At 39.3% G+C, this 19851-nt stretch carries 17 protein-coding genes and 2 pseudogenes; 16 read left to right on the forward strand and 3 right to left on the reverse strand.

Annotated elements, in window-relative coordinates; genetic code table 11:
- The first annotated feature begins 2 nt into the window (after window positions 1–2).
- The 7 genes from FCJ93_RS19695 to FCJ93_RS19725 all read left to right on the forward strand — a co-directional run bounded on the left by FCJ93_RS19695 (window position 3) and on the right by FCJ93_RS19725 (window position 8167).
- Window positions 3–293 (forward strand): HesB/YadR/YfhF family protein, encoded by a 291-nt coding sequence (locus tag FCJ93_RS19695; protein WP_095314884.1) that lies wholly within the window; start codon window positions 3–5, stop codon window positions 291–293.
- An 881-nt stretch (window positions 294–1174) separates the two neighbouring features.
- A complete protein-coding gene (locus FCJ93_RS19700; protein WP_095311539.1) occupies window positions 1175–1912 on the forward strand; it encodes an urease accessory protein UreH domain-containing protein in 738 nt (245 codons plus the stop codon).
- A gap of 314 nt (window positions 1913–2226) precedes the next feature.
- Window positions 2227–2865, forward strand: coding sequence for a helix-turn-helix transcriptional regulator (locus FCJ93_RS19705; protein ID WP_280526668.1), 639 nt, complete (start codon window positions 2227–2229; stop codon window positions 2863–2865).
- Between the two features lie 13 nt (window positions 2866–2878).
- On the forward strand, window positions 2879–3682 hold the full coding sequence (locus FCJ93_RS19710; RefSeq protein WP_095311535.1) for a pyruvate, water dikinase regulatory protein: 804 nt from the start codon (window positions 2879–2881) through the stop codon (window positions 3680–3682).
- Window positions 3683–3716: 34 nt separating this feature from the next.
- Entirely contained in the window at window positions 3717–6386 is a 2670-nt protein-coding gene (gene ppdK / locus FCJ93_RS19715) for a pyruvate, phosphate dikinase (protein ID WP_137744473.1), read from the forward strand.
- Window positions 6387–6513: 127 nt separating this feature from the next.
- On the forward strand, window positions 6514–6987 hold the full coding sequence (locus FCJ93_RS19720; RefSeq protein WP_095311531.1) for a MarR family winged helix-turn-helix transcriptional regulator: 474 nt from the start codon (window positions 6514–6516) through the stop codon (window positions 6985–6987).
- Window positions 6971–8167, forward strand: a complete 1197-nt coding sequence (locus tag FCJ93_RS19725) for an MFS transporter (RefSeq protein WP_095311529.1) — start codon at window positions 6971–6973, stop codon at window positions 8165–8167. Before FCJ93_RS19720 ends, FCJ93_RS19725 begins: the two co-directional genes overlap by 17 nt.
- Window positions 8168–8208: 41 nt before the next feature.
- On the opposite strand, the gene liaG is transcribed toward FCJ93_RS19725, so the two are convergent.
- Window positions 8209–9063, reverse strand: coding sequence for a LiaG family protein (gene liaG / locus FCJ93_RS19730; RefSeq protein ID WP_095311527.1), 855 nt, complete (start codon window positions 9061–9063; stop codon window positions 8209–8211).
- A 315-nt stretch (window positions 9064–9378) separates the two neighbouring features.
- Here liaG and FCJ93_RS19735 point away from each other — a divergent pair, with 315 nt between their 5' ends.
- The 9 genes from FCJ93_RS19735 (at window position 9379) to FCJ93_RS19775 (ending at window position 18705) form a co-directional block, all read left to right on the forward strand.
- On the forward strand, window positions 9379–9711 hold the full coding sequence (locus FCJ93_RS19735) for a metal-sensitive transcriptional regulator (protein WP_137744474.1): 333 nt from the start codon (window positions 9379–9381) through the stop codon (window positions 9709–9711).
- A gap of 20 nt (window positions 9712–9731) precedes the next feature.
- Complete coding sequence (copZ, locus tag FCJ93_RS19740; protein WP_095311522.1) at window positions 9732–9938, forward strand: copper chaperone CopZ; 207 nt, start codon at window positions 9732–9734, stop codon at window positions 9936–9938.
- A gap of 97 nt (window positions 9939–10035) precedes the next feature.
- Window positions 10036–12441, forward strand: coding sequence for a heavy metal translocating P-type ATPase (locus FCJ93_RS19745; protein WP_137744475.1), 2406 nt, complete (start codon window positions 10036–10038; stop codon window positions 12439–12441).
- A gap of 214 nt (window positions 12442–12655) precedes the next feature.
- The gene (locus FCJ93_RS19750; protein WP_095311518.1) at window positions 12656–13231 is read left to right on the forward strand and encodes a nitroreductase family protein; all 576 of its coding nucleotides are present in this window, start codon (window positions 12656–12658) and stop codon (window positions 13229–13231) included.
- A gap of 493 nt (window positions 13232–13724) precedes the next feature.
- The gene (locus tag FCJ93_RS19755) at window positions 13725–14474 is read left to right on the forward strand and encodes a glucose 1-dehydrogenase (RefSeq protein ID WP_095311516.1); all 750 of its coding nucleotides are present in this window, start codon (window positions 13725–13727) and stop codon (window positions 14472–14474) included.
- A gap of 425 nt (window positions 14475–14899) precedes the next feature.
- Complete coding sequence (locus tag FCJ93_RS19760; protein WP_095311514.1) at window positions 14900–15850, forward strand: ABC transporter permease; 951 nt, start codon at window positions 14900–14902, stop codon at window positions 15848–15850.
- Window positions 15843–16796 (forward strand): iron chelate uptake ABC transporter family permease subunit, encoded by a 954-nt coding sequence (locus FCJ93_RS19765; RefSeq protein ID WP_095311513.1) that lies wholly within the window; start codon window positions 15843–15845, stop codon window positions 16794–16796. The genes FCJ93_RS19760 and FCJ93_RS19765 overlap by 8 nt, the downstream gene beginning before the upstream one ends.
- Window positions 16790–17548, forward strand: coding sequence for an iron ABC transporter ATP-binding protein (locus FCJ93_RS19770; protein WP_095311512.1), 759 nt, complete (start codon window positions 16790–16792; stop codon window positions 17546–17548). The genes FCJ93_RS19765 and FCJ93_RS19770 overlap by 7 nt, the downstream gene beginning before the upstream one ends.
- Window positions 17549–17736: 188 nt before the next feature.
- Window positions 17737–18705 carry a siderophore ABC transporter substrate-binding protein gene (locus FCJ93_RS19775; protein ID WP_095311509.1) on the forward strand — a complete coding sequence of 323 codons (969 nt, stop codon included), beginning with the start codon at window positions 17737–17739 and terminating at the stop codon, window positions 18703–18705.
- 287 nt (window positions 18706–18992) lie between these two features.
- Here the strand turns inward: FCJ93_RS19775 and FCJ93_RS25545 are convergent.
- Window positions 18993–19388 (reverse strand): annotated as a pseudogene (locus tag FCJ93_RS25545) (transposase); the annotation flags it as partial.
- A 66-nt stretch (window positions 19389–19454) separates the two neighbouring features.
- Window positions 19455–19559: pseudogene (locus FCJ93_RS25965) on the reverse strand (transposase); the annotation flags it as partial.
- Between the last annotated feature and the right edge of the window lie 292 nt (window positions 19560–19851).

A 19851-nucleotide genomic window follows, 5' to 3' on the forward strand; every position in this document is an offset into this window, starting at 1 on the left:
TGATGAATTTTCATGTTAGCAAAGAAGCTGCTCAATGGTTTAAGGAAGAAATGGATTTACAGGCTGGAGATTTTGTGCAGTTTTATGTAAAGCTTTATGGCGGCATTCCTACCGTTCATCCCAATTATTCATTAGGAATATCTTTTGGCAAAGAAGGCACTGTGGCGATTAAGGATGAAGTTGAAGGAATCACATTTTACTTCAATGATAAAGATGAATGGTTTTTAGACGATTACGTTTTAAATATCGAAGCAAAAAATGAAGATGTTGAATATATTTTTACCCCTAAATAAGACGAGGGGAACTGTTCAAAAAAATTTACGTCTTCGTTTTCGAAAGACGGTGCAAAATTTAACTTTTGTGATATGAGCTTGGCGGCTCTTTACACAGTGTTCATGAGGGCAAAGAACGGTGGATTCGCACAAAACTTGTCCTCATAGAGTGTTCATGAGCACAGAGAACGCCAAAAAAGAGTACCTCGTGTCCGCATAAAGGTCTCATGAGGACAAAGAACGCCAAAAAAGAGTCAACTCGTGTCCGCATGAAGGTCTCATGAGGACAGAGAACGCGAAAACGAGGCCAATCGTGTCCGCATGAAGGTCTCATGAGGACAGAGAAAGTCCAAAAAGAGTACCCACGTGTCCGCATGAAGGGTTCATGAGGACAGAGAATGCCAAAAAAGAGTACCTCGTGTCCGTATGAAGGTCTCATGAGGACAAAGAAAGCCAAAAAAGAGTCAACTCGTGTCCGCATGAAGGTCTCATGAGGACAGAGAAAGCGAAAACGTGGCCAATCGTGTCCGCATAAAAGCCCCATGAGGACAAAGATCGCCAAAACGAAGCAAAACGTGTCCTCATAGAGTGTTATCGTGGTTCCAGGAGAAAGAATAAATTCTTGCCCTGCATCACACTAATGCTCATTGTACGGCTTTGATAAGGCACCTGTCGAGTTTTTGGTGGCACTAGTCATAGTAAGTAGTAGTGCCTGTCAGCTACTCTTAACGTAGTCATAAAAAAGGAAGTGGAGAAAAACGAACTATTTTTCTCCACTTCCTTTTTTATGATTTATCGAACTGCCCTTTTTCATCTTAAGGGATTTTTGTGAGGACGATCACATAGCTTAGGACATGTTAGAATGTATACTAGAGTTATGTTGTGGATTAAGGAGTCATTCTATGTATCAATTTTTTAGTGAAATTAGTAATCTCATATCTCGTCCACTAATTAATATAGGCCTGCAGACAATGAGCATCCCGGTGCTCTCCGCATTTATACTAGGGATTGTCGGTGCTGTTGCTCCGTGCCAATTTACAGGGAATTTAGGGGCGATTACCGTTTATGGTAATCAATCCTTGCAGCGAAGTGTGGCATGGCAAGGTGTCTTCTTTTTTATTTTAGGAAAAATTGCGGTTTTTTCTGGTCTTGGTCTTCTCATCTGGTTTGTGGGGAATGAAGTAAAAGAGACGTTAATGCTCTATTTTCCTTGGATTCGGAAGGTTGTCGGTCCGATTCTAATAATCATCGGTCTCTTTATGCTCGGTTTCATTACCTTTTCAAAGGCAATCTCATTCAGTATTTTTCCAGAAAAATTCAAGGCCAAAGGAAATCTTGGCGCCTTTTTAATGGGCGCTAGCTTTACTTTAGGCTTTTGTCCGACGATGTTTACACTCTTTTTTGTTACACTGATGCCAATGGCAACAGCGGTTCCATATGGTGCTATTTTACCTGTGTTTTTTGCTATAGGGACATCTCTTCCCGTGTTGCTCGCGATTTTTTTCATTTGGTACTTTGAATTAGGTGGTAAATTCGTGAAAAAAAGTGGGAGAAAGATAGGCGCAGTTGTGCAAAAAATAGCAGGGGGGCTGCTTCTTGTTTTAGGTATACTTGATACGATTACATATTGGGGATATTAATGCAACCGTTAACGGTTGTTTTTTTTGCGAAAGGGAAACTCGTAATATCCGAATGAAGAATCGTTGCCACGAACGCGGAAATGTTTCTAACTCATCCAAAACTCCTTCACCTTCTTTTCAATTTGGCAAAATTCTCAAAAAGATTCTTTAAACAAAACATTTGTTCATAAAGTTTTCAAATTTTGATCAGAAAAAAGTGAAAACTATTTCCCAAAATCACATTAATTATAATATACTATATATTAATAAGTATAACATATATTAAGATTACCAATGAAATAGAGTATAATATTTAACGCTAGAGGGTGGTGGAATTGATTAAATTAACGAAGCGTCAAGAAGAAATTCTGCAGATTGTTAAAAAGGAAGGTCCGATTTCTGGGAAGGAAATTGCTGACAAATTGTCATTGAAAAGAGCAACCCTTAGGCCGGATTTGGCCATTTTAACAATGGCTGGCAATTTAGAAGCAAGAACGAAAGTGGGTTATACGTATAAGGAAGGGGCAAGTGCAGTACCTTTTATGACAATCTCAGAACAATTTGTTAGGGAGTATAAAGGTCATCCTGTTGTCGTCCGAAATTCCTCGTCTGTTTATGATGCCATCGTACAAATTTTCTTAAAAGATGTAGGGGCTATATATGTTGTTAATGATGACAATCATCTTGTTGGCGTGATCTCAAGAAAGGACCTTTTAAGGGCAAGTATGGGAACGCAGGATCTTCGCGATATTCCTGTGAATGTCATCATGACGAGGATGCCTAATATTATCACAATTAAACTGGAGGATACGCTCCATACAGCAGCCAAAAGAATGATCGAGCATCATATTGATTCCTTGCCTGTTGTTCAAGAAATCAACAAGGTAAGTCATACATATAAAGTGGTTGGACGTATTACGAAGACAACCATTGCGAAGGCGTATATGGAGTTAAGCAAATGTTATACGGTATAGGAGTGAAGCCATTTTGGAAGAGAAAGAAACGGTATTTGTCGTATCAGACTCCGTTGGCGAGACCGCTGATTTAGTTGTTAAAGCCGTTGCAACCCAATTTAATGGAGGTTTTGTGGAGTTAAGGAAAAATGCATTTGTGGAGAATTACGAGGATATAGAAGATATCCTGCTGATGGCGAAGCAGGTTCCATCGCTTATCGCTTATACCATTGTGATTCCAAAGCTCAAAAGCTATTTAGATCGGCGGGCAAAGGAAGAAAATTTAGCAGCTATTGATCTACTAAGTCCGCTAATGGATGCATTTAGTCGAACATTTAATAAAAGTCCAAAGTATCAGCCAAAACTTATGAGACAGCTCGATGAATCTTACTTCAGAAAAATTGAGGCGATTGAATTTGCCGTAAAGTACGATGACGGGAGAGATCCGCGCGGACTATTGCATGCTGATATTGTCCTAGTGGGAGTCTCGCGAACCTCAAAAACACCGCTTTCGATGTATTTGGCTCATAAACGTTATAAGGTTGCCAATGTTCCACTTGTACCAGAGGTGGCACCGCCGGATGAACTTTATCAAATATCACGCAATAAATGCGTCGGTCTTATTATCAGTCCTGATAAATTAAATTCCATTCGCAAGGAGCGGTTGAAGAACCTTGGATTAACTTCTCAAGCAAACTATGCAAGCTTTGAACGGATATTAGAGGAATTGGATTATGCTGATAAAATCATGAGACGTCTTGGATGTCCGGTTATTAATGTGTCTGATAAGGCGATTGAAGAAACGGCCGACTATATTTTAAATACGCTCAAAAAATAGCCAAATATGAACTCATAAGAGAGGAGTATGAATGATGAAGAAATTTGTCTACATGTTTGATGAAGGAAATAGTCTGATGAAAGAATTATTAGGAGGAAAGGGAGCCAATCTTGCTGAAATGACAGCAATCGGGCTGCCGGTCCCATTTGGTTTTACAATATCTACGGAAAGCTGTAACGCCTATTATGATGCAGGGAAAAAAGTCTCTTCTGAAATTGAGGAACAAATTTTCACCTGCCTACAGATGCTTGAGGAAAAGACAGGAAAAATACTCGGCGATCCTGCAAATCCATTGCTTGTTTCCGTTCGTTCTGGAGCAGTTTTTTCCATGCCTGGGATGATGGATACAATTTTAAACTTAGGAATGAATGATGAAACGGTTAAAGGGCTGGCAAGACTTACGAAAAATCCACGATTTGCTTATGACTCTTATCGCCGCTTTATTCAAATGTTTTCTGATGTTGTACTTGATGTTGATACTTTTTTCTTTGAACAGCTTCTTGAGGAATACCGTGAAGACCACGGATACTCACATGATCCGGAACTATCGGCGGAAGATTGGCAGATGGTGATTGCTGGCTATAAAAAAATTGTGAAAGAGCGTACAAGAAAGGAGTTTCCACAAAACCCTAAAGAACAGCTATTGCTATCGATTAAAGCAGTATTTGATTCATGGAATAATCAGCGGGCAATTGTCTATCGCCGATTAAATAAAATTCCTGATCATCTAGGAACAGCCGTCAATATTCAAAGCATGGTGTTTGGAAACATGGGAAATGATTCAGGGACAGGGGTTGCTTTTACAAGAAATCCATCAACAGGAGAACATACATTATATGGTGAATACTTAATCAATGCTCAAGGAGAGGACGTTGTTGCTGGAATTCGCACACCACAACCGATCTTGACGTTAGAAAAGGAAATGCCTGATGTCTTTAAACAATTCTCTGAAACTTGTCAGCTATTAGAAAATCATTACAAAGATATGCAAGACATTGAATTTACGGTTGAAAGAGGCAAGCTTTTCATTTTACAAACAAGAACAGGCAAACGCACAGCTCAAGCAGCAATCCGCATTGCCGTAGAAATGGTTGAAGAAGGCGTGATTGATAAAAAAACGGCTCTGCTCCGCGTCGATCCGGATCAGTTGAATCAACTGCTTCACCGCCGTATAGATGAATCAGTTACTCGCAAAATTTTAACAAAGGGGCTGCCAGCTTCACCAGGGGCAGCTAGTGGTCAAGTGGTCTTTGATGCAGACGAGGCTGAAATATTGGGAAATGAAGGGAAAAAGGTCATCCTTATTCGGCCAGAAACGACTCCTGACGATATCCATGGTATTGTTGCGGCACAAGCTGTCGTAACGAGTCGTGGTGGAATGACGAGCCATGCCGCAGTGGTTGCAAGAGGAATGGGGAAGGCATGTATTTGTGGCTGTGAGGCACTAAAAATTGACCTGAAGGCAAAGCAAATGTCCATTGGAGACACCGTTATCCGCGAAGGTGAAGTGCTAACGATTGATGGTGCAACGGGTGAAGTGATGATCGGAGAAATTCCGATGATTGAACCGCAGCTCTCAGAGGAATTCCTTCTCCTTTTGCAATGGGCTGATGAGGCAAGGAAACTTGGAGTAAGAGCAAATGCTGATAATCCAGAGGATGCGAAAAAAGCATTTGAATTCGGTGCTGGTGGAATTGGTTTATGCCGCACAGAGCATATGTTTATGGATGCGAAAAGGGTGCCGATAGTTCAAAAAATGATATTGGCAGATAACTTCGCTGAGCGGAAGGAAGCGTTAAATGAACTACTTCCCATGCAGCAAGCGGATTTCGAGGGCATTTTTGAGGCGATGCAAGGCTTCCCGGTAACGATTAGACTTCTAGATCCGCCGTTACATGAGTTTTTACCGGACAAAGAAGAATTGTTGGTAGAAGTAACAAAGCTTCAAATTTTAACTCCTGATGCACCCGAATTAGCTGAAAAAGAATTATTGTTGAAGAAGGTACATCAATTAGCTGAGTTTAATCCGATGCTTGGAGCTAGAGGCTGCAGATTAGGAATGATTCATCCAGAAATTTATGAAATGCAGGCAAAAGCAATTTTTTATGCGATTGCAAGTGTTGAAGATCAAGGGATTGCTGTTAAGCCGGAGATTATGATCCCGCTAGTGGGGCATGTTAATGAACTGAAGCAAATGCGTCAACTTGTTATCGACGCAGCTTCACTGGTTCAAGAGGAAACGGGAAAGAGCTTCGACTATTTAATTGGTACAATGATCGAAATCCCTCGTGCCGCTCTTACTGCTGATGAAATTGCCGAAGAGGCTGACTTTTTCTCGTTTGGAACAAATGATTTGACGCAAACAACCTTTGGCTTTAGCCGCGATGATGCAGAGGGCAAATTCCTACAAGCTTATATTGAAAACAAGGTTCTTCCAGAAAATCCTTTCGCAGTGTTGGATTGCGGGGGAGTTGGAAAGCTTGTTGAAACAGGCGTCAAGCTTGGAAGAGCAACAAAGCCTTGGTTGAAAACAGGAATTTGTGGTGAACATGGCGGCGAGAAAAACTCGATCGAATTTTGTTATGAGACTGGATTGGATTATGTTAGTTGTTCACCATATCGTGTACCAGTGGCCCGACTGGCTGCAGCACAGGCAACAATTCGCAAGCAGCTTCAAGAGAAATCACTACAAGTTCAGGTATAATTAGAAAAGCTAGCTTCTTAGTTGAAGCTAGTTTTATTGTGTAAATATAGTTAGTATACAAATTATATTTACACAAATAAAATCTGAAGCTATAATAAAAATTATGGCTATGAGGAGTGGATTTTTTATGTCAATGGATAAATCTATTGGGTCTGCATCCGTTCGGTTAAGTAAAAAAATGACGCGGATTGTGAACCTTTATTTAAGGTCCTATCATCTTACGACAGAACAATGGGTCGTTTTAAGAGCGCTTCATGAAATAGATGGCATCACGCAAAAAGAGCTCTCACATAGAACGGATAAGGATCAAGCAACCTTGACAAAAATTCTCGATTTGGTAGAGAAGAGAAAAGCGGTTATAAGAGTGGCAAATCCTGCAGATCGCCGCTCCTTTTTGATTAAAATTACTGAACAAGGAAGGGCATTGGTTGAAGAGTTAACACCCTATATTGAAGAAATTTTTATAAGGATGGTCGCAGGAATTAAGCCGGAGAAGCTGGAAGCCTATCAAGAAGTATTGGGGTTATTGGAAAGTAATATTGAGCAACTGCTTGAGCAGACAGATTTAGAGAGAAGGAATAAAAGTGAGAGGAACATCTAGGTTATGGACAGGACGTTATATTCTGATTTTATTAATGGCATTCTTCTTTTTCCTCGGTATTCAAATTTTAACGGCGGGTTTTCCTGCCTATATTACGGATTTAAAAGAAAGCCCGACAGAGGGCGGATTGATGACAACAGTGTTTATGCTGTCAGCCATTATTACAAGGCCTTTGCTCGGCTATTTTATGCACAAAGTGAAGTTAGCGCTGTTAAACGCTTTAGCGCTTATTCTTGTGGCGTTATCAATTGGAGCCAGCATTGGGCAGGATTCACTGATTTTATTATTATGCTTGCGGAGTATACACGGAGTTGGATTTGGAATTCTTTCAACAGTGTTTGCAACAATGGCAACCAATATTATTCCCACAAAAAAACTAGGTGAAGGCATCGGGTATTACGGGATGGCTACAAGCATAGGTACAAGCATCGCCCCAATGATTGCCTTGTCACTTCTGCAATTGGCCTCCTATTATTATATGATCGTATTCACGATGGGCTTAACGCTCGTTACTCTGGTAATCTCGTTATTTATTAAAACTCCACAGCAGAGTGCTTCTTTGCCCGTAAACGAAAGAAAAATGACCTTTCAAGAATCTCTTTTCGATAAAGATGCTTTCATTCCTTGCAGTCTTACGATTTTTTTTACGATATCATTAGGCGGTGTCATTAGCTTTATGGGAGAGTTGGGCAAGGAGGCCCAAATAGGAAGCTCGGTGCCGTTTTTTTTCTTGGTGTTAACGCTCATGATGGTATTAGTTCGACCACTATCGGGACGATTATTTGATCGTTATGGTCATAAAATGATTATATACCCAGGTGTACTAAGCGCAATCGTCGGATTAATTCTGTTAGCGTTCACCGAGCGGACAGAAACCTTGCTTCTTGCCGGAATATTTTACGGGATCGCTTACGGAGTTATCACCCCAACACTCCAAGCGATTGCGGTAAAAGCTGTCAAAAAGGAAAAACAAGGGACGGCAAATGCGATGTATTTTTCGGGAATGGATTTTGGAATTGCGATTGGTTCCATCGGACTCGGGGCAGTAGCTTCAAAGACAAGCTATCACTTCATTTATGGTTTTTCGGTTGTTTTCCTAGTCATTCTTTTAATAATTTACACAATTGTTTTATTTAAAAAAAATGCTCAGAATGAAAAATCGATTGCAGAGGCGATGTAATATAGAATGCTCCACGCTCTTTATTGAGCGGGAGCATTTTATTATTGAATCTTCACACTTCCACTGGAAACATCGACAGCGATTTTGTGTTTGCCATTACCGTGTGTTCCCTTGATGCTGCTTTTGCTTTCTTTTTCAACCTTTAACGGAAAATCGTATGAGATGTTTCCGGAACCAACCCTGCCGTCTAAGGTGAAATCAGCATCGTTTGGCAACCCAAGTGTGACAGTACCAGAACTTACGGAAATCTCTACGGAATCATTCAGTTCAGCAAAATGGACATCCAACTTTCCGGATGAAATATCGGCTTCAAGTTCTCCGCTGAAATCGTCGATATTTGCATTCCCGGAGCTTAAATCAATTGAACTTGAATTGGATGCAAGACCTTGAATGGTAGCATTTCCTGAGGAACCATTATAGGAAAACTTGTTCATTTTCAAATTGTTTAACTTGATATTACCCGATCCAATATCGATGGATAGTTCGTCAAGCGTAAACGGCTGTTTTTCAGATTTACCAGATAGTTCTACATTTCCGGAACCAATGTTGATTTCCATATCCTCTTCATAATCTTCCGGAATATAGACAGTTAGTTTTGACTTGTTAAAAAAAGAAAACCATTTATACCATTCACGCTCATAAGAGATTCTAATCGCGTCGCCCTTTTGGCTGACAATCACTTTCCCTTTTCCAACTAAATCTGCTTCTAAGTCATCCCGTTTTTCAGGAACGATTTCTAGGCTGAGCGATGTAATATCAAATTCAATCGTATCAATTTTTTTCGTAAGGTCTGCCCGGGTATTGTCCTGATTCGAAAACCAGTTGAGATTAGTAACAGTTGTATATAAAAGATATCCCCCAATGAGGATGATAAAAATTAAAAAAATTCGCTTCATTGTCAAATTTCCTCCATCGATCTTTCATTTATTTTTTTATAATAGGCTCTGTTATATGTCAGTGTTGACTTTTGGCTCATTTTGTGAAAACCTTTGGTTTCTCATGTCTTTCAGCTATGTTTAAAAAGGTTCTAGCTTTTCATCGAGTGATCAACAATGTTGTTTAACATATTTTTATCATAAACGAAATAGCGATAATAATCATTGCTCTCTAGCTTTATTTTCCACTACGTCTCAAGTCTTACGCAGAAATTATTTATTATTCTTTACATAGGGTAGGAGGGTATAGTACAATTGAGGCAGGGAGGAATGTGAATGGAGAATATTGAACCTCAAGAGTTGGAAGAATATTGCCATGAACATGATGGGAGAAAGAGCCACCATTCAGAAAAAACAAAGAAAAACTTAGTGACAAGATTAAACCGAATCGAAGGACAAATTCGGGGAATTAAAGGTCTTATTGAAAAGGATACTTACTGTGATGATGTTATCACGCAAATATCGGCTACTACAGCAGCACTAAATGGTGTCGCTAAATTATTATTAGAGGCGCATATGAAAAGCTGTATTTTAGAAAGAGTACAAGATGGAGATCACGAAGCGATTGATGAGTTATTAGTAACAATTCAAAAGCTGATGAAAAAATAAATAGAAAGAGGGCTGTAATTATGGAAAATGTAACATTAAATGTAAAAGGAATGTCTTGTGGGCATTGTGTAAAAGCGGTTGAAGGAAGCGTGGGTAAATTAGACGGCGTTAACGATGTGAAGGTAAATCTAGAAGCAGGTACAGTAGCTGTCGATTTTAACAGCGCTGTCGTCTCGATTGATACGATTAAAGAAACAATCGATGATCAAGGATATGATGTAGGGTAATTTTATAGAAACAGACGTGCTATATTGAGACTAGCACGTTCTTTTATCCATTCTATATACCTTATGGGGGTATATAGAAGAGCTGAGGTGAAAATCAATGAGCATATTAAAGGAAACGAATATGCAAATTACTGGGATGACTTGTGCTGCATGTGCAACCCGTATCGAAAAAGGCTTGAGAAAACTTGAAGGAATTGAGGAAGCAAATGTCAACCTTGCTTTAGCACGTTCAGCGATTAAATATGATCCGAACATAACGAATCTCGAAACGATACAAAATAAAGTTCGCGATTTAGGTTATGATGTTGTAATCGAAAAAACAGAGCTTGAAATAACCGGAATGACCTGTGCGGCCTGTTCTGCAAGAATTGAAAAAGGTTTAAATAAGCTGGATGGCGTCACAAGTGCGACCGTTAATTTAGCTCTTGAGAAAGCGACAATAGAATATAATCCGACGGAGTTAGCGACAGGAGATTTGATTAAAAAGGTGCAGGATTTAGGTTATGGTGCTCGTATGAAAGAGGACGGGAAGGAAGCTGTCGATCATCGGGAAGCGGAAATTAAGAAGCAGCAGAATCGATTTATTTTTTCAATGCTCTTATCCTTGCCGCTATTATGGTCTATGGTTGGTCATTTTCAATTTACTTCTTTTATCTATGTGCCAGACCTTTTTATGAATGCTTGGTTTCAATTGTTGCTTGCCACGCCCGTACAATTTTATATCGGCAAGCAGTTTTATGTTGGTGCATATAAGGCGTTGAAGAATAAAAGTGCGAATATGGATGTGCTAGTAGCTTTAGGAACTTCTGCCGCGTATTTTTACAGTTTATACTTATCTTTTAAAATGATGAATATGCATGGGCATTCACCGGAACTTTATTATGAGACAAGCGCGGTCTTGATTACTTTAATTGTCCTTGGCAAGCTGTTTGAGGCAAAAGCAAAAGGGCGTTCGTCTGAAGCAATAAAAAAACTAATGGGGCTGCAGGCAAAAACGGCGATCGTCGAGCGCGATGGGGCAGAAATGGAAATTCCGTTGGAAGAAGTTGTGGTAGGCGATCTTTTTCATGTCAAACCAGGAGAGAAAATCCCGGTCGATGGGGTTATTTTTGCAGGTCAGTCTGCTATTGATGAGTCGATGCTGACTGGAGAAAGTGTACCTGTTGATAAAAAAGTTGGCGATGAGGTCATTGGAGCAACCATTAATAAAAATGGCTTCTTGAAGATTGAAGCAACGAAGGTAGGTAAGGATACCGCACTTGCGCAAATTATAAAAATTGTGGAAGAAGCTCAAGGCTCTAAAGCTCCAATTCAACGATTGGCAGATAAAATTTCCGGTATTTTTGTACCAATTGTTGTTGGAATTGCGATTTTAACATTTATATTATGGTATTTTGTCGTAACGCCAGGAGATTTTGCAAGAAGCTTAGAGAATTTAATTGCAGTTCTCGTTATTGCATGTCCTTGTGCGCTTGGATTGGCGACGCCTACGTCGATTATGGCAGGCTCAGGCCGTGCGGCGGAGTTTGGAATTTTATTTAAAGGTGGAGAGCATTTAGAAATGACCCATCGAGTTACTTCTGTCGTGCTGGATAAAACGGGTACGGTTACGAATGGGACACCTGTTTTAACTGATGTTGTGACAGAAATGGATGAAAGGGAATTTTTAGTACTTGTCGCAAGTGCGGAAAAAAAATCGGAACATCCATTAGCTGAAGCGATCGTAGCAGGTGTTAAAGATAGAGGAATGTCTTTAAAGGAGGTCGCTGAGTTCGAGGCGATTCCAGGATTTGGGATTCGTGCCACAGTCGAAGGCAAAGAGATCCTTGTCGGTACAAGAAAGCTGATGAGCCGCTTTGAGATTGATGCCAGTAACCATTTAAGTGAGATGGAAGCTCTAGAACGAGAAGGAAAAACAGCGATGCTTGTTGCGATTAATCATGTGTTGTCCGGGGTGGTAGCTGTAGCAGACACCATTAAGGAAACGTCAATTTCAGCGGTTCAGAGGCTTAAAGAACTGGGCTTAGATGTGATCATGATAACTGGTGATAATGAAGAGACGGCAAAGGCAATTGCCGGAAAAGCAGGAATAGAGCATTACATTGCAGAAGTCCTTCCTGAGGGAAAAGCAAATGAAGTGAAAAAGCTTCAGGCCAGTGGGAAGAAGGTAGCTATGGTTGGAGACGGGATTAATGATGCTCCTGCTTTGGCTGTTGCCGATATTGGGATGGCGATCGGAACGGGTACGGATGTGGCGATGGAAGCTGCCGATATTACATTAATCCGTGGTGATTTAAACAGCATTGCTGATGCAATTTCAATGAGTCGAAAAACGATCCGCAATATTAAACAAAACTTGTTTTGGGCTTTCGGTTATAACACGATGGGAATTCCCGTTGCGGCGATGGGTTTTCTTGCACCATGGCTTGCAGGGGCGGCGATGGCATTCAGTTCGGTTTCAGTCGTTTTAAATGCATTGCGCCTGCAAAAAGTAAAACTATAGGTGAGTACGTTTTTTAAACAATATGACAACATCTGGTCTATTTAAGCATTACTTGAAGCTATCGATTCATTCGATAGCTTTTTTTCGTCAACTTTTTTATACTTGATGCAAGAGGTTAGTTGCATTTGCATAGTGTTTATTATGTTTCAGTTGTTGGTTATGAATTGACAGTATGGTCATATATTGATAATAGTTTTGAAATGGAGGAGAGCTAATGGATGCATTAGAAGCATTACGAACAAGAAGAAGTATTGGTAGAGTACAAGATAAAGAGGTGCCAAAAGAATTAATTGAAAAAATAATAGAGGCTGCCACATGGGCTCCGAATCATATGAAGACCGAACCTTGGCGATTTTTTGTTTTAACCGGGGATGGCCGCAAACGTTTAGGTGAAACACTGGCGCGCATAGCTGAAAGAGAGATGAATGAACCAGCAACAGAAGAGCAGAGAAGAAAGGTGGAAAAGGCAAGAAATAATCCTTTTCGAGCACCGGTGATTATTGTGGCGGTGGTCGAACCTAGTGATAATCCAAAGGTTATCCTGAAGGAGGAATATGCAGCAGTCAATGCCGGTGTCCAAAATATGCTTATCGCTGCCCATGCTCTTGGATTAGGAGCGGTTTGGAGAACGGGGAAGCCATGCTATGATCGCGAAGTAAGCAACCTCTTTGGTTTATCGGAAAAAGGCGAAGTCCTCGGCTTTATTTATGTTGGCTATCCAGATATGACGCCTCCGCCAAGGAAGGTAAAGCCAATTGAAGAGGTTACAATATGGATCGATAAAGAATAAGAACTAAGATTAATGCTCTCGCTTTATAAGGCAGAACGAAGTGATCCTGATTTCAGGAAGAAATACAGGCTGATTTCTTGCGGTAGGTACTGAGCGATGTGCTGTTATTGCTCAGTTTTATGTGACTCCTCCTTAAGAAACAGGGGTATTCTATATGACAAGGGCTTTTATGAGGAGATTCGCGCACAGTGTCTAGATGTCTAAAGCGCAAAGCACTTTTGCTGTCGCAATTTTATAAAAAGTGATGAAAGGCATTGGGACTTCTGTTCTCGGTGCCTTGCTTTTGCGTGCCTTTTATTTGAAGAAGAGAAAAATAGCTTGTAGTTGGTCTGGAAGAATGAATATTATGAAGTGTATGAAAGCCCAACCGAAATTGTTTACACTTTTGTTCCTTTGCGAATCATTACCACTGGCGCTGTGACAAAGTCGTACAATTGTGCACATCTCCCCAATTTTGTAAAATAAAAGCTGGAATAAAAAAGGAGAGAAGCAAATGAGTATTGAAAATAAAGTTGTCATTATTACTGGTGGTGCGAATGGAATTGGAAGAGGCGTTGCAAAGCGTTATGCCAATAATGGAGCAAAGGTCGTATTAGCTGATCTAAATGAAGAAGCGGGGCAAAACGTGAAGGTGGAAATTCTTGCCGCAGGTGGACAATGTATGTTTGTTCAAACAGATGTCCGCAAAGAGGATGATATCGTTCAGTTAATGAAGGTAGTAAAAAGCACATATGGAAAAATCGATATATTAATTAACAATGCGGGAGTGAGCCGTTTTAAAAATCTTTTTGATTTGTCCGTTGAAGATTGGGATGATGTGCTCAATACGAATTTAAGAAGTGTTTTTCTATGTTCAAAGGAAGCGGCCAAGTATATGCTAGAAAACGAAAAGGGCGGAGCAATTGTGAATATTGCTTCTACCAGAGCACTCATGTCAGAACCCCATTCGGAAGCATATGCAGCATCAAAAGGGGGAATTGTAGCGATTACTCATGCATTGGCAGCTTCATTATCCAATGTGCATATTACGGTAAATGCGATTTCTCCAGGGTGGATAGAAACAGGCGACTATTCTCAATTAACAGATAAGGATCATAATCAGCATTTTTCAAAAAGAGTTGGCAAACCTGATGATATTGCAAAAGCTTGTTTATATCTTACTAGTGATGAAAATGACTTTGTCACTGGTATCAATTTAATAATTGATGGCGGGATGACAAGGAAAATGATCTATGAGGATTAACAAAAGATCACCTGTAAGAGAAAAATAATTTAAGAACCTCTAGTTATAAAAAGAAACAGGCACTCTCGTATAAAATTGTGAAAAGCTTATATATATTATGTGAACATTATTAAAAACAGTTGACAACGGATAATGATAATCGTTATCATCTATATAGAAAGAAGATTTTTTTAAAAGTTAATTGAAAACTATTCTCAATTAAAAGATAACAATGAGAAATAATATTTGGTCGAGAACTACTCTCCCAAACGTTTTCCCTCAACGTTATTTTTTTATTTTATGAGTTAATCGGATTCATAATTGGTCACTTCTAGTTAAAAACGTAGATTCATAAGAAAATCATTATCGTTTGTTTTAATGACCGTGGGTATATTGTGAAGACAACGCTATTGTTCTCAATAAATTGGAAAGAGTAAGGAAGAGTTATGAAAAGAAGATACCTGGTTTTGGCACTGATCGTATTATCAATTACTTCACTTTTTGTCGGTGTAAAAGGAATAACTCCTTTAGATCTTTTTGATTTAACTGAGGAACAAGCACATATTCTCTTAGTAAGCCGTTTTCCACGCTTAATGAGTATTATACTTGCGGGAGTAAGTATGAGTATTGCTGGATTAATTATGCAGCAATTAACGCGAAACAAATTTGTTTCGCCAACGACAGCTGGAACAATGGATTCAGCTAGATTGGGAATATTAGTATCCTTGATGTTGTTTACATCGGCTAGCCCGTTTGTGAAAATGCTCGTTGCTTTTGCTTTTGCGTTATTAGGGACTTTCGTCTTTATGAAAATACTGGACAAAGTAAAATATAAAGATGCCATATTTATTCCACTTGTCGGCTTAATGTTTGGAAACATCATTGGGTCAATTACAACTTTTTTTGCCTTGAAAAATGATCTGGTTCAGAATATGTCATCATGGCTTCAAGGTAATTTTTCGATGATGATTCAAGGACGCTATGAATTACTTTATATCAGCATTCCACTTGTAATTATTGCCTACATCTATGCGAATAAATTTACGATCGCTGGAATGGGAGAAGAATTTGCGATTAATTTAGGACTTAATCATAAAAGAGTTGTAAACATAGGTCTTATTATTGTCGCATTGATTACATCATCAGTTGTTTTAACAGTTGGAATGATTCCGTTTTTAGGTTTGATTATCCCAAATATCGTTTCGATGTATAAGGGAGATCATTTGAAAAATAGTCTTTCTCACACCGCGCTACTAGGAGCTGTCTTTGTCCTCGCCTGTGATATTTTCGGTCGGGTCATCATTTATCCTTACGAGATTGCCATCGGGGTGACCGTCGGGGTAATAGGAAGCGGAATATTTCTTTATTTAATCTTGAGGAGAAAGGCATATGCGTAGAAATAACCTTAAATTAATTATTTTATTCATCTTAGCCTTGTCCTTAACTGCAGCATATATTTTTGTGAATTTAGGACCAGTTTGGGAGTATGTCCTACCTAGAAGGACCTTAAAAATTGTCGCAATCGTAGTCACGGGTGCTGTAATCGCTTTCTCCACTGTGATTTTTCAGACGATAACGAATAACCGAATCTTAACACCAAGTATTATTGGATTAGATTCTTTATATATGCTCATTCAAACATTTTTAATTTTTGTTTTTGGTTCGATGAATTTTGTTGTCACAGATAAAAATTTTAATTTCGTTTTATCTGTGGGATTAATGATTCTCTTCGCAGGCTTGCTATATAAATTTCTTTTTAAAGGTGAAGGACAAAATATATATATTCTTTTACTGGTCGGGATTATTTGTGGAACCTTCTTCGGTAGTATTACCGACTTCATGCAGGTGCTAATTGATCCAAATGAGTTTTTGATAGTACAAGATCGCATGTTTGCAAGTTTTAACAATGTGAATACTGATTTATTAATTGTATCAATTCTCTTTATTGTTTTAGCGGGTCTTTATTTTGCTAGATTTTATAAATATTTGGATGTCCTTTCATTAGGAAAGGAGCAAGCGATTAATCTTGGAGTGGATTATGATTATGTAGTCAAGCGACTTCTAATCATTGTGGCAGTTTTAATTTCCGTTGCCACTGCTCTAGTCGGCCCAATCACTTTCCTTGGATTGCTTGTTGCGAATATTGCCCATCAGTTTTTAAATACATACCGACATAGTTATTTGCTTACGGGTTCTATATTAATTAGTATAGTGGCTTTGGTCGGTGGTCAGTTTCTTGTAGAACGAATATTTACCTTTTCGACTACAATCAGCGTGATCATCAATTTCATCGGTGGAGTTTACTTCATCTATCTTCTATTAAAGGAGAGTAAAAAATGGTAATTGTAAAAAACGTTTCGAAGAGATATGGAAATAAAAGTGTCGTTGAAGATGTTTCTGTTCAAATTGAAAAGGGAAAGATCACGTCATTTATTGGTCCTAATGGTGCTGGGAAAAGTACGCTCTTGTCCATGGTGAGTCGTCTAATTGCTAAGGATACTGGTGAAGTACTAATTGATAATCAGGATATTGCCAAAGTTAAGAGTGGGGATTTAGCAAAAAAGATTTCGATTCTTAAACAGTCAAACTTTATTAATCTCCGCCTAACCGTGCGAGAATTAGTGGCGTTTGGAAGATTTCCATATTCACAAGGCCGATTAACGAAGGAAGATTGGAAGTATGTCGATGAAGCAATTGAATATATGGAGCTTCAGGATATGCAAGATAAATTTATTGACCAATTGAGTGGGGGGCAAAAACAACGTGCTTATATTGCTATGGTTATAGCCCAGGATACTGAATATATCTTACTTGACGAGCCATTGAACAATTTAGATATGAAACATTCTGTGCAAATCATGAAAGTGTTACGTCAGCTTGTTGACGAACTTGGTAAGACAGTTGTTATTGTCATACATGATATCAATTTTGCTGCTTGCTATTCTGATTACATTATCGCTTTAAAAGATGGCAAGGTCGTTCGTGAAGGCCAAACTCAAGAGGTTATTACACCTCAAGTGTTAAAGGAAATTTATGAAATGGACTTTACCGTGAAAGTAGAAAATCAAAAACGATATTGTCTTTATTTTACTTAATTTCGTTTTATGTTTTGATAGTAAAACGAAAAAGAAAGTATACTACTGAGTCCTACCAGGGCCCGAAATGGCTTCGGTAGCTTTCAATGCTGTTTTACGGTCAAAAAATAAAATATATTTTGTTCACAATGAGTTGAAGCATTGTGAAAAGGAAATAATAAAAATTTTTTTCATGGGGTGAATTTTTAATGAAGAAAAAGTTAAGTTTATTTTTCATTATTGCCATGCTGACAATATTCGTTGCAGCTTGTGGCTCAGATAAAGAAGCTGAGGAAGCAACAACTGGAGCAGCTACAAATGATACGGACGCTGCAGAAGAAACAAAAGAAATTACGATTACTCATCAGCTAGGGGAAACTCCAGTGAAGGTCAACCCTGAAAAAGTGGTTGTTTTTGATTTCGGAATTCTTGATTCTTTAGATAAACTAGGTGTGGAAGTTACTGGTGTACCACAAGCAAATATCCCACCTTATCTTTCTAAATATGAAGATGGAAAATACGAGAACGTAGGCGGCTTAAAAGAACCAGATTTTGAAAAAATTGCTGAGATTGCTCCAGATTTAATTATCATTTCTGGTAGACAACAAGAAGCCTATGAAGAATTAAGCAAAATAGGACCAACGATTTTCTTAGGTGTTGACACAACAAACTATATGGAATCCTTTACTGACAATATGGAAACATTGGGTCAAATTTTTGCTAAAGAAACAGAAGTGGAAACAGAATTAGCAGCAATTAACGATGCTATTGCTGGAATTCAAGAAAAATCTGCTGACGTTGGTCCTGCACTAGTGATCCTTGCAAATGAAGGGAACTTAAGTGCCTATGGACCTGGATCACGTTTTGGTATTATTCATGATGTCTTTGGTTTGCCAGCTGTGGATGAAAACATTGAGATCTCTACACATGGTCAAAATATTTCACCGGAATATTTAGTTGAAAAAGATCCGGAGCATTTATTTGTTGTAGACCGAGGAGCTGTTGTGGAAGGAGAATCTTCCGCGCAACAAACGGTTGAAACTGAGTTAATCAAAAATACGAAAGCAATGACAAATGGAAATATCCACTACTTGGATCCTAATTACTGGTACCTATCTGGAGGCGGTTTAGTATCCGTAGCCGAAATGGTAAAACAAATTGAAGAGGCAATTCAATAACGAGAATGCAGTAAGAGCTCGTCAATTTTAAGAAATATAATGATGATCGTTCCATAATTAAAACTCGACCAACTATGGTCGAGTCAGACTGTCGACAAAATCCATCGAAAGGGAGCCCTTTCGATGGATTTTGTCATTTTTGGATTGGAATTGCGTTAAAAACGTTGATTTCCTCTCCAGACGCTTGCTTTCCGGGGGGCGTGCGCCGAGCCTCCTCCTCGCGGATGCTCGTGCGGGGTCTCGGCTGTCACGCTATTCCCCCAGGAGTCAAGCGCCTTCCGCTCCCATCAACTCGTTTGGCACCCCCTAAAAGCAGGTGGCCAAGTCCAAGGGGCCATGTTCTCTACGTTCATGGCAGCAAACGTAAGCATCGCCTGCATATTAAGACCTCGTAAGGTTGTCCATCACATCCCCTGCTTTTCCTTCGCATTCGCAAAGACACGTTCAATCGTCTTCTTGCGTTTCGCGTAGATCTGTTTGATTTCATCGTTGTGACATAGATGTTCTGCCTCTTCTATGCAAGCTTCCCCAATAGGACGTTGTATAAGGTTTGGAGGGTGTTTCCTTTCCATGCACGGGGATAGAAACGGACATTCTGCACAAATCGATGAATTTGATTGCTATTGCCGATCTCCTTCCTTCGTTGTCGTCGTGTTCTTGAAGGCCTGCACTTGCGGGCAGAGATCACCATCCTAATACTCATCCTACACATAATCATGCTTTCAGATTGTTTGGGGACGAGTGTAGAAACCGAATCCTAGAAACCACGGATAGGCCATGTTTGTTTCCATTTCTTTTATGGTTTGACGCATGGAACGTATGCCAAATAGGTATGGTAGGAAGAGCATCTTAATTCTATTTTAAAAGAAAAAAGAGTGTAGGCAAACTCGAAAATCTTCGAGTTTGTCTACACTCTGACACGACCAACTATGGTCGAGTTTTTTTGAAAAGATAAGAAAGTATAAAATTTGGGGGGATACCATAGTGGTTGATGAGCATCAAGCCTAGACCGATTTATGGCCTGCTTTGACCGATATATTTGTATGAACATGCACCTGTCAAGTAGACATTTATAAAAACAGTCATTAAGCTGATTTTAATCGATAATTAACAGGGCTCGTTTTTAGTTTTGTTTGAATCCGTTTA

The organism is Robertmurraya siralis, from assembly GCF_005502275.1.
Classification (GTDB): domain Bacteria; phylum Bacillota; class Bacilli; order Bacillales; family Cytobacillaceae; genus Robertmurraya; species Robertmurraya siralis.